This window comes from Halomonas profundus, assembly GCF_020865425.1.
GTDB classification, from domain to species: Bacteria; Pseudomonadota; Gammaproteobacteria; order Pseudomonadales; family Halomonadaceae; genus Vreelandella; species Vreelandella titanicae.
Window position 1 is genome coordinate 3,301,208 of sequence record NZ_CP086344.1, and the last position, 11,498, is coordinate 3,312,705.

An 11,498-nucleotide genomic window follows, 5' to 3' on the forward strand; every position below is an offset into this window, starting at 1 on the left:
TCAGCCCTTATTCGGTGATGGTTTGCGTGGGCCATTTCGCGTACGGCGTGGGCCGCGACGCGTAGCAGGCTTCTCGCTATTGGATGGTTTGTTACCAGATGCCTTAGCACCACCACCTTTAGCACCAGCGCCCCCTTCCCCACCGCGGCTCTTACGCGGCTGGCGGCGTGGGCGCGGCTTTTCATCACCCAGCCCAAAGTCAATCTTACGATCGTCCATATCGACACGCGCCACTTGGACGGTAAGACCATCACCCAAACGGTAGGTCGTGCCGGTGCGCTCACCTTTAAGACGGTGCTTCTCAGCTTCGTAGTGGTAATAATCCGAAGGCAGCGACGTCACGTGAACCAAGCCTTCCACGTAGAACTCATCCAGACGCACAAACAGACCGAACTGAGTGACGGAGGCGATGGTACCTTCGAACATTTCGCCGAGCTTGTCGGACATAAACTCGCACTTCAGCCAGCTCTCTACATCACGAGTGGCCTCGTCGGCACGGCGCTCAGTCATTGAGCAGTGTTCACCCAGTTCAAGCATCTGCTCGAAGGTATACGGACACCACTTGCTGGGCGGCTCAACCGGCGCACCTTCTACGCGCAACACCGTGTTGGTCTGGCGCGGACCGCGGATCACCGAACGAATAGCGCGGTGTACCAGCAGGTCGGGATAGCGGCGAATCGGCGAGGTAAAGTGGGCGTAGGCTTGGTAGGCCAAGCCAAAGTGGCCTTCGTTTTGCGGTGAGTAGACCGCCTGATTCATTGAGCGCAGCATGACCGTCTGAATGATATCGAAGTCAGGGCGGTCGGCAATCGTTTCACGTAGTGCCTGGTAGTCCTGCGGAGTGGGCATATCACCGCCGCCGACAGCAAGACCTAACTCATTCAAGAACAGGCGCAGCTTATCAAGCCGCTCCGGCGTCGGGCGCTCATGGATACGGTAAAGCGCTGGCAAATCATGCTTATCCAGGAAGCGCGCAGTCGCCACGTTGGCCGCCAGCATGCACTCTTCAATTAACTTGTGAGCATTGTTACGGCTACGTGGAACGATTTTTTCGATTTTGCGCTCATCGTTAAAGATGATTGCTGTTTCAGTGGTGTCAAAATCGATCGCACCACGCTCGGCACGCGCTTCGCGCAACAAGTAGTAAAGCTCTTCCAGATTTTTCAGCGGCTTAACTAGCTCACTGTGCTCTGCCCTTAGCGCCTCACCGTCTTCGCTCTTATCGTCGAGAATCGCGGCCACCTTGTTATAGGTCAGGCGAGCGTGGGAGTTCATGACGGCTTCGTAGAAGCGGTAGCGGCTAATCGCACCGGTTTGCGAAATATTCATCTCGCACACCAGCACCAGCCGATCCACGTGTGGGTTCAGCGAACAGAGCCCGTTGGACAGCAGTTCCGGTAGCATGGGAACCACTTGACCAGGGAAGTAGACCGAGTTGCCCCGTGTGCGGCCTTCGTCGTCCAACGGCGTGCCTGGGCGTACATAGTGGGAAACGTCCGCGATGGCGACGAGCAGTTTCCAACTACCGGATTTGGTTTTCCAAGCACACACAGCATCATCGAAGTCTTTGGCAGACTCATCGTCAATGGTAACCAGCGGCACGTCACGCAGGTCAACGCGGTGCTGCTTATCCTCTTCCAACACTTCAGCTGAAATGCCGGCGATCTGGTCGAGCACTTCAGGCGGGAATTCTGCAGGAATATCGTAACTGCGAATCGCAATATCAATTTCCATACCGGGATCCATACGCTCACCCAGCACTTCGATTACCTCACCTACCGGCTGTACACGGGTGGCCGGCTGCTGAACGATTTTGGCCGAGATCACCTGGCCATCTTTCGCGCCACCGCAGGCGCTATGAGGAATAATCACTTCCTGAGTGATACGCGGATTTTCCGGTATTAGAATGCCAAACTCAGGCGTATTACTACGGTAAACGCCGACGATAGTTTGCGTGTTGCGTGCAATCACATCGGCAATGGTCGCCTCATCACGACCACGGCGATCGCGTCCGCTAATGCGCGCCAGCACGTGGTCACCGTGAAAAACACGGCGCATTTGGCGCGGGGGCAATACCAGGTCTGGCTTTTTGCCATCATCGCGCAGCAGAAAACCAAAGCCGTCTCGGTGCCCCAGCACCTTGCCTTTGACCAGATCGAGCTTGTCGATCAGCGCATAGGCGCCTCGCCGGTCACGCAGCACCTGACCGTCGCGTTCCATCGCCGCCAAGCGGCGCCTGACGGCTTCTATAAGTTCTTCGTCTTCCAGCCCCAGCATGCGGCTCATATTTTCGTGAGTGATCGGCTTGCCATAGCTTTCTAAGGCTGCAAGCAAATACTCCCGGCTTGGCGCTGGGTTGCCATATTTATGCGCCTCGCGCTCGGCGTGCGGATCATCACTTAACGTCCAATACTTCATGCGATCAACATCCTTGATGGCGTCATTTGCGAGAGGCATAAAAAAGGCGCAAACGCGTTGCGTTGCGGGCTGGATATTTCAACGCTTGATAGGCTGAAATGAATAGGGTTTTGTTTAGTCATAGGCGCAGTATAGCGCTGCACGTTCAATCACCCAACCGTCTTAGACGTTGTTTATACAATTTGCGTTATAAAAAGCACGTTAGGGGTCTTGCATTTAACCATCACCCCGGTATTATACGCGCCACTTGCCCAGATGGCGGAATTGGTAGACGCGCTAGCTTCAGGTGCTAGTGTCCGTATGGACGTGGAGGTTCAAGTCCTCTTCTGGGCACCAAACTGCTTTTATGCTATCTATTGGTATGAGCAGTACGGTGTTAAGCAAGGCAAGGTTTGTGTTCGCCCAGGTGGCGGAATTGGTAGACGCGCTAGCTTCAGGTGCTAGTGTCTGTATGGACGTGGAGGTTCAAGTCCTCTCCTGGGCACCATACGAACACAAACAGTAAGTAGTTAATCCAAGCGTTAGATGATGCGCCCAGGTGGCGGAATTGGTAGACGCGCTAGCTTCAGGTGCTAGTGTCCGTATGGACGTGGAGGTTCAAGTCCTCTCCTGGGCACCATGACTTACATGGGCCAGTCCGCATCATCATAGTATCTTCAGATTTTCTGCCACTCTCACTACCCCCCTTTTTTATCTCCTATACATCCCTTTATCTCCACCGGATTTAAGTCGCCTCAAATCCTGGCTTCCTGATCGCGCATATCTTAGATTTTAACTCCAAGCGTTTGCTGTCTTTAATGACCTGCTAATCCATCGGCGGCCCATGCATTCAGCGCATACCCCCATTCCGAGTCTTCGCTTTATATCAGGATTGGAATGACGTTAGGTTGTTATGCCATGAAGTTCATGCATAGCAATAACGATAAAGGGAAAACGGTATGCCGATGAAATCGCTGCGACCGTTGGTCTTCTGGCCAACATTTCTTGTTCTATTTGCTGCAGTCATTGCCAGCTATATCAATTTAGAGGCCTTTCTAGCCGTTGCGAGTGGACTAAATGAAGCAATCCTGAATAATTTTTCATGGCTGTTCAGTCTAGGTAGCCTTTACCTTCTCATTATGGCGGTTATCGTTTATTTCTCTCCAATCGGCCATGTTCGTATTGGGGGTTCTTCCGCAAAGCCTCTTTTATCACCTTTACGCTGGTTCTCAATCACCCTTTGCACCACCTTGGCCGTCGGCGTTTTATTTTGGACCACCGCCGAACCGCTTTATCATTTCATGAGCCCTCCCAGTTCAAGTGGGCTGGAAGCTGGTTCAAGCGATGCCATGGTGTTTGCGATGTCGACCATGTTTTTACATTGGACGTTCACGCCTTACGCTATTTATGCCGTACCTGCATTGATCTTTGCCCTAGCGTTTTACAACCTGCGTCTTCGCTTCTCTATTTCCAGCATGTTGGAGCCACTTTTCGGCCCAGGAATCAGACGCTTTGCAGGACTTATTGATGCGGTTTCTCTCTACGCCCTGGTAGCCGGCATGGCTTCTTCGCTGGGCACCGGCGCCCTGACACTTGCGGGTGGCGTAGGCCAATACATGGGTGGCGAAACCAGCCCTCTACGGCTTGGCGTTATCGTTGCCATTATCGTGACCACGTTCGTTCTTTCCGCCGCCAGCGGGCTGCAAAAAGGCATTGCTCGATTTTCATCACTTAATGCTGTCCTGCTGCTTATTCTGGGTGTGTTCGCTTTCATCGCAGGCCCCACCATTTTCAGCCTGGCTCTCGGGGTCGAGTCGTTTGGTGTATTCATCGATAACTTTTTCACTAAGAGTCTGTTTACCGGCACGGCGGGGGAAGATCAGTGGCCACAATGGTGGTCAATATTTTATTGGGCCGTTTGGTTCTCCTGGGCTCCCGTCGCCGCCCTGTTTCTCGGTAAGATATCCTGCGGCTACACCGTGCGAGAGTTTCTTCGCGTCAACCTACTCTACCCCGCACTATTCGCCAGCGTCTGGATTCTAATCTTTTCTGGAACTGCGCTTTACTATCAAGCCCACACCGGGGTCGATCTTTACACCATCCTCAATGACCGCGGGGTGGAAAACGTTCTTTATGAGCTGTTCCAGCAGCTACCCCTTTCAGGGCTATGGATACCAGTACTGCTGTTCATTGCGTATATCTCTTATGTGACGGCTGCCGACTCTCAAACCGATGCCATTGGCAATCTCTGCACCCGTGGGCTGACAGCTGATTCAGACCTCAATGCAGGTATTACCATGAAAGTAACCTGGGGGGTGATTGTCGGTATCGTCGCCTGGGTGATGGTGAGTTTTGTCGGCATTGATGGCGTCAAGATGCTGTCTAACCTGGGCGGACTTCCTGCACTTTTCATCGTTCTGATAGCAACCGGTTCGCTTTGGGTCTGGCTAAAAAACCCGGACCAACTTAGTCGTGTTCCAACACTCACCAGCAGCAAGCGTGACTCATGATTATAAAGCAGGATTTTCCGCATCGCACCCGCGAAATAGACAACATTTGGATCCCACTGGCTGACGGTACCCGCTTAGCTGCACGCATCTGGTTACCGGTTGACGCTGAATCACACCCCGTTCCAGCCATCCTGGAATATCTCCCTTACCGAAAACGCGATGGCACCGCAATTCGCGATGAACTAACCCATCCCTACTTCGCTGGTCACGGCTATGCCTGCGTTCGAGTAGACATGCGTGGAAACGGCGAATCAGATGGCTTGATGGAAGATGAGTACGCCCCTCAAGAGCAGGCAGATGCCCTTGAAGTGATCGAATGGATTGCCAGCCAGCCTTGGTGTAACGGCCAGCTCGGCATGATGGGAATATCCTGGGGTGGTTTTAACAGCCTGCAAGTAGCCGCCCTGCGCCCCGAATCGCTCAAAGCCATCATCACGCTCTGCTCAACCGATGACCGCTACGCTGATGATATTCATTACAAGGGCGGCAATATGTTGCTGGAGAATCTAGGCTGGGCGGCCACTATGCTAAGTTTTTCTGCGGCGGTGCCAGACCCCGCACTGGTTGGCGACAAATGGCGCGATATGTGGATGTCTCGCCTCGATAATATGCCGCTGCTAGCTGAAACTTGGCTCTCTCACCAGCATCGCGATGAGTATTGGAAGCATGGCTCTATCTGCGAGGAGTATGCCGACATCGAAGCGGCCGTTTACATGATAAGCGGCTGGGGCGACTCCTATATCAATACGATCCCTAGAATGATGGAGCATCTTCAATGCCCGAAAAAAGCGCTACTGGGCCCTTGGATGCACAAGTATCCACACTTTGCACTGCCTGATCCAGCGATTGGCTTTCTGCAAGAAGCGCTGCGCTGGTGGGATTACTGGCTCAAAGGTATTGAGACCGGCGTAATGGACGAACCTACCTGCACCTTTTACCTTCAGGATGGCGTTCCGCCCGCTCCAAAGTATAAGGAGCGGCCGGGACAGTGGGTTCGCACTCATGGCTGGCCAGCCCCGGGCGACGAGAGTGAATCCATTACCCTAACCATGGGTGACCATGGCCTTTTACCCAGCACCCGCCTCAGCCAGGACCAACTGATTGCATCGCCGCTTACTACTGGCGCACTGCAGGGAGAGTACATTCCGCTCTGGTTTGGAGCCGACTTCCCACCCGACCAGCGCCGAGACGATGCGCTGTCACTGACATTTGACTCCGAACCTTATGCACATGGGCTCGATATCCTGGGGCAGCCTTGCGTTTCACTGACGCTGGCAAGTAGCGAGGCGTGCGGCCAACTGCACGCACGCCTATGCGACGTATCGCCTAGCGGTGAAAGTGCCTTGATCACCTACGGGACACTTAACCTAAACTTGCGCGACGACGCGGGCACAGTTACCCCTCCCATACCTGGTGAACCCATGCAGGTAAGGCTTGCCATGGACCTTATTGGCTATCGGTTGCCCAAAGGCCACCGTTTGAGGGTTGCTCTCTCCAGCGCCAGCTTCCCATTAGTGTGGTCGCCTAAAAAGCGCGCAGATCTGACCCTCAAGGCAGGTACGCCTAGCCTGGAGCTACCGCTATCCAAAGCGCCCTATATTTCCATGCCTTTCGAGCCGCCAGAAAGCGCCCCTCCCTGCCCTGTGAAGAAACTGCGTACCGGCCATCCCAAGCGCACGATCAGCGAAGATGTGGGCAGCGGCGAAGTCAGCGTCATCATTGAAGATGACATGGGAGATATTCAGTTTCTTGAACACGGCTTGCAGGTTGAGCAGTACGCCAAGGAGACTTATACCAGTCATCCTGACGATGCTACCCGGACACGTGCAGATATCGAGTGGGTGTACCGCGCTCGCCGTGAAGGAGAAAAAAACAGCTTTGCCGTCACCGTATTTAGCCGCTATCACCTGCGCTGTGATGAACACATGTTTTACCTGAATGCCGAGCAGCACGCTTATGAAGACGATAAGCTGGTGAGCGATAAATCGTGGCAGCGAGAGATTCCTCGTACGGCCGTCTAGCCTCTGCAACCCGGCCGGGCAGCAGCCGCCGCTCGGCAGTGGTATGCTTGAAATCACTGACTCCCTGTTTTAAGGCTTGATCCATGCGTGATGCTTTACCGCCGCTATCTTGCCTGCGCGCCTTTGAGGTTGCCGCACGATACTGTAGCTTCACGCAAGCTGGAAACGAGCTAAATCTCTCGCAAAGCGCGATTAGTCGGCAAATCAAACGTCTTGAGCATGACCTAGGGCGCCTACTTTTCGAGCGTCATCATGAAGGACTGCGACTCACCCCAACCGGAGAGCACTACTTTCGAGTCGTGCAACGCCTTCTTCGCGATTTAGGCGATGAAACTGCCCGTCTCAGGCGACGTGGAGACGACAGACAATTAACCCTCGCCTCAAGCCCGACCATTGCGTCGATCTGGCTGGCGCGCCAATTGCCCGACTTTCAGCGCGCGTACCCTAACATCGAAATTCGCATCTTGACGGTAGAAGACCCACATCGCCTTGACCTGGCGGAGTTCGACCTGGGTATTTATTACCATGTGCCCAATGAAGTTGATCCACCGGGCCTTGTAGCTGACGCCATTTTTGAACATGAAAGGGTAGCAGCCGTTTGTAGCCCCATTTACCTGGAACGCCATGGCAATAGCATTGAGCCTGCGCATCTGCTGGTGAATCACACACTTATGGTGGTGGAAGATCATTACCACGACTGGCTAAGCTGGGAAATATGGTTCCGTGAACTAGGCCTGAAATGGCAGCCTCCCCTGCATACGCTGCGCGCCAACAGCTTCCAACTGCTGATGAATGCTACGTTGGCCGGCCAGGGAGTGACCCTAGGCTGGATGCGGCTTTTAGATGCCGAGCTTCGACAAGGCAACCTTGTTCAAGCACTGCCACTCACCATACCCAGCCGAGGAAAACTATCGCTTTTGACGCCACAGCACCGACACCTGACAGAGCCCATGCGCGCCTTCCGCCATTGGGTGCTGGATACAAGCTAAACCCCAGGCATGCCAGCCACTAAGTACTTAAACGGCTATTGATACCGCCCCGGGCGCCTTGCCACTTCGTCAAGTGCCCACCCCTGTGTACGTAATTCTCCTTCCAATACAGACTCTACTTCCGTTGCTAACTCTGGAAAGAAGTTAAGCCCTGTGCGTGCCTCAATCTCATCAATGGTCACCAAATAGTCATCCAGCGGCTCATTGCCCCGAACGTCTTGTGGCATGATGAACGCCAACGCCAATGGTGCCTCGCTGTGGGGCGCCACTATGATCTTGTAAAAAGCCGAAGGCACTTCGACCAGCCCCACCCGGTTGAACACGTTATCCATAAAGTGTTCTGGGTAAATGGGGCCGGTAATCACCTGCAACCTGTCAAAGCGTGGCGCAAAGTGATCCATCACCGCTTCTTCTAACCGCTGCCAGAGCTGTCGGTTCAGATTGGGCCGTTGCGGAGACATATTGCTCATTAGGAAGGTATCGACCTGAGCGCTGCGCCCATGCACCGCCGCAATGGCGTAGTTTGGTGCTAAATGGCCCCGGTCGTAGCCACTACCTGCGTAGCTGTCGGTGCCTATCGGCCATAGCGTGCGCCAATCGGCTTGAAAATTTGGCCTTGGGCCGATGCTCGAGTCGTCTACTGCTTCAACCTGATAACTTACCCATAGCGGATTGACCCGCACATCGGACCAGCCTACCAAGTAGCCATCATTGCGCAGCACTCGGTGCATCGTAGTGGGGCGAAACTCCTCCCACGTTGGCACCCCCATCCAGGTGTAAGCATCTTTATGCTGGCGCTCCTGAAACTCCCACAGCCCTGTGCCAACTACCACAAAAAGCACAGCAATGCCCAGGCGTCGCCCCTGTCGACGCCAGCTCAAAAGCGATGTTCCCAACAGACTTTCCCCTTGTTAAATGCTTACATTAGCGCTTTTTCATTTTCACTGCGTTCGTGAACGCTTTGCGTGTAACCAAATAATAAAGGGCTACCAACCCAAAGAGAACATGGTTTCAAGATCGTGGCGGGAGTGAACCTGCATGGCATTCAGGGTTTCTGTATCGCTGATACCTTCTACGGCGTTCAGGCGCTCAGTCACCAATTCAGCCAAGCTTTCAAAATCACGGGTGCGAGCAATGGCCACTAAGTCGTAGCGGCCGCAGGTGGAGTACACCTCGCTAATGCCCTCTACATCGGCCAGGCGCTCGGCCACGGCCTTGACCTGGCCTTTATCGGTATTGATTAAAATGACTGCGTTTTGCATGGCGCGCCCCTTAAGAGAAAATGGTCATAAAAGTAGTGTCAAAGCTGGGCAGAGTATAGCAGCGACGAGGAAGCGAGCGCAGCACCCGGCGACAGCGTGACCAATTGTCGCTATTCCAGCAGCACTATTCGCACAACCCTTATACATCCGCTAGCATGTAGTTTAAGAATAGGGTTGAAAACGGCTGGCCTAAATTGTAGTAGGTTGAAAAAAATAGTAGGTCGAAAATACAACTGATTGAAAGATGTAGCAGAGAGCTCCGGCTTATAAGACTACGCGGAGCACAAAGAGGTGGATAACCACCCAACAACGTGACCAAACGTCAGACCGTGACGATAAGGAGAAATCATGGCTAATAAGAGCCGTCGTGACTTTATGCGCAACAGCATGTTGGGTCTTGCAGCCCTTCCACTGGGAGCTGGCATTCTTTCTAAAACTGCTTTCGCCCAAGAGCTGCCGCGCCTTGATCCTTCCGCAAGCAACGCCCAAGCGCTTAACTATGTAGAAGACGCCAGTGAAGCCAGCGATCATCCCGCTTATGAAGAGGGCGAACGCTGCGATAACTGCATGTTCTTTAATGCAGACACTGAGGGTTGCCAGCTATTTCCAGAGAATAGCGTAGCACCCGCTGGCTGGTGCCAATCCTGGACTGCCCAAGCTTAAGCATTTAAAACTTGATAGCCGTATAAGCACCTCTACCCCGCCATTTGGGCGGGGTAGTTTTGTTTAAGACACGCTAGCAGCTAAGAAGCCGGGCTTTCATCCTCTACCGGCCAATGAAAACGCCGCGTTACCCGTCCTTCTTCCAAAGAGACAAGATGAACAGGGAAGCCCCATAGCTGCTGTAGATGGCGAATCACCGGATAAACACTGCGGCCTAATGGGCGGCGACTATCCTGCACGTGATGGAGTGTTAGCGAGCGATCCCCACGAATGGCCGCTTCAACCACTTGAATATTGGGTTCGCGGACAGAGAGCGCGTACTGAGTGGCAAGCGCTTCCCGAACCTGGCGGTAGCCCTGTTCGTTATGAATCGCTGCGACTTCAAGGGTCTCCACCTGATCGTCATCCACCACCAAAAACAGTTTATGGTCACGCATCACCTTCGGTGATAAAAACTGCTGAATAAACGACTCATCCTTGAAGTTGCGCATCGCAAACTCCAGCGTTTCCCGCCACGGAGTGCCTGCAATATCAGGGAACCACTCGCGATCCTCATCGGTGGGTGCGTCGCAGATCCGCTTAATATCCATAAAGATTGCGAAGCCAAGAGCATAGGGGTTAATCCCACTGAAGTGAGGATGATCAAACGCTGGCTGGTTAATGACCGCCGCATGAGACTGTAGAAACTCCAGCATTAATCCCTCATCGACATTGCCATCATCGTAGAGCCGGTTCATCAGCGTGTAGTGCCAAAAGCACGCCCAGCCCTCATTCATTACCTGGGTCTGCCGCTGAGGATAAAAATACTGCGCCAACTTGCGCACAATCCGCACGATCTCACGCTGCCAAGGCGCCAGCAGCGGCGCATTTTTTTCAATAAAGTAGAGCAGGTTCTCTTGAGGTTCCGGAGGATAGTGGCCGCCGCTGTGCAAGCCCAATGGGTCATCGTCAGCATGCAGGCCCCCCGTTGACAGCGGTGAATCGCTGATAGGTGCCTCAGGAATGGTACGCCAGAGCATATTCACCTGGGTTTGCAGGTAGCTTTCACGCTCCTCCTGGCGCTTCGCTTCTTCCTCGGCAGAGATCGGCGAGGGCCGCTTGTAACGGTCGACCCCATAGTTTTGTAGCGCATGGCAAGCATCCAGTAACTGCTCAACGGCCTGCACGCCGTGGCGTTCTTCACACTTGGCGATATATTTACGCGCAAACACCAGGTAATCAACAATTGAAGAGGCATCGGTCCAGGTGCGAAACAGGTAGTTACCCTTAAAAAAGGAGTTGTGGCCGTAGCAGGCGTGAGCCATCACCAACACCTGCATCATCAGCGTATTCTCCTCCATTAAATAAGCGATGCAGGGGTCGGAATTGATCACCAGTTCATAGGCTAAACCCATCTGGCCACGCTTGTACGCCTGTTCGACGGCTAGAAACTGCTTGCCGAACGACCAGTGGTGATAGCCCACCGGCATGCCTACACTCGCATAGGCATCCATCATCTGCTCGGTAGTGATGACTTCTATCTGATTAGGATAGGTATCTAGCCGATACTCATCAGCGAGCCTGGCCAGCTCCGCATCAAAACGCTCCAGTACACTGAAGTTCCAATCGGAGCCGGTGGCAATCGGCTTACGCTTGCGGGTCGCACTCATAGCCCCC

The 11,498-nt window shown here is 53.7% G+C and carries 8 protein-coding genes and 3 tRNA genes; 7 read left to right on the top strand and 4 right to left on the bottom strand.

The window, feature by feature from the left end; all coding sequences use genetic code 11:
* Positions 1-2,418, bottom strand: coding sequence for a ribonuclease R (rnr, locus tag LMS44_RS15035; RefSeq protein ID WP_027960143.1), 2,418 nt, complete (start codon positions 2,416-2,418; stop codon positions 1-3).
* Between the two features lie 249 nt (positions 2,419-2,667).
* Between rnr and LMS44_RS15040 the strand changes: the two genes are divergently transcribed.
* From LMS44_RS15040 to LMS44_RS15065, 6 genes are all read left to right on the top strand, one after another.
* Positions 2,668-2,754: transfer RNA gene (locus LMS44_RS15040), tRNA-Leu, on the top strand.
* 64 nt (positions 2,755-2,818) lie between these two features.
* Positions 2,819-2,905, top strand: a tRNA-Leu gene (locus tag LMS44_RS15045).
* Positions 2,906-2,950: 45 nt separating this feature from the next.
* A tRNA-Leu gene (locus LMS44_RS15050) sits at positions 2,951-3,037 on the top strand.
* A gap of 319 nt (positions 3,038-3,356) precedes the next feature.
* On the top strand, positions 3,357-4,907 hold the full coding sequence (locus LMS44_RS15055) for a BCCT family transporter (RefSeq protein WP_051430588.1): 1,551 nt from the start codon (positions 3,357-3,359) through the stop codon (positions 4,905-4,907).
* The gene (locus tag LMS44_RS15060) at positions 4,904-6,928 is read left to right on the top strand and encodes a CocE/NonD family hydrolase (protein WP_027960141.1); all 2,025 of its coding nucleotides are present in this window, start codon (positions 4,904-4,906) and stop codon (positions 6,926-6,928) included. Before LMS44_RS15055 ends, LMS44_RS15060 begins: the two co-directional genes overlap by 4 nt.
* Positions 6,929-7,011: 83 nt before the next feature.
* Positions 7,012-7,917 carry a LysR substrate-binding domain-containing protein gene (locus LMS44_RS15065; protein WP_027960140.1) on the top strand — a complete coding sequence of 302 codons (906 nt, stop codon included), beginning with the start codon at positions 7,012-7,014 and terminating at the stop codon, positions 7,915-7,917.
* A gap of 35 nt (positions 7,918-7,952) precedes the next feature.
* Here LMS44_RS15065 and LMS44_RS15070 read toward each other — a convergent pair whose 3' ends face one another.
* Together LMS44_RS15070 and LMS44_RS15075 are read right to left on the bottom strand one after the other, a co-directional pair.
* The gene (locus tag LMS44_RS15070) at positions 7,953-8,798 is read right to left on the bottom strand and encodes a DNA/RNA non-specific endonuclease (protein ID WP_035538804.1); all 846 of its coding nucleotides are present in this window, start codon (positions 8,796-8,798) and stop codon (positions 7,953-7,955) included.
* Positions 8,799-8,903: 105 nt separating this feature from the next.
* Positions 8,904-9,179 carry an Lrp/AsnC family transcriptional regulator gene (locus LMS44_RS15075; RefSeq protein WP_008958975.1) on the bottom strand — a complete coding sequence of 92 codons (276 nt, stop codon included), beginning with the start codon at positions 9,177-9,179 and terminating at the stop codon, positions 8,904-8,906.
* Positions 9,180-9,527: 348 nt separating this feature from the next.
* Between LMS44_RS15075 and LMS44_RS15080 the strand changes: the two genes are divergently transcribed.
* Positions 9,528-9,842, top strand: coding sequence for a high-potential iron-sulfur protein (locus LMS44_RS15080; RefSeq protein WP_022522716.1), 315 nt, complete (start codon positions 9,528-9,530; stop codon positions 9,840-9,842).
* Positions 9,843-9,922: 80 nt separating this feature from the next.
* On the opposite strand, the gene LMS44_RS15085 is transcribed toward LMS44_RS15080, so the two are convergent.
* Complete coding sequence (locus tag LMS44_RS15085; RefSeq protein ID WP_027960138.1) at positions 9,923-11,491, bottom strand: SpoVR family protein; 1,569 nt, start codon at positions 11,489-11,491, stop codon at positions 9,923-9,925.
* Positions 11,492-11,498: the final 7 nt, after the last annotated feature.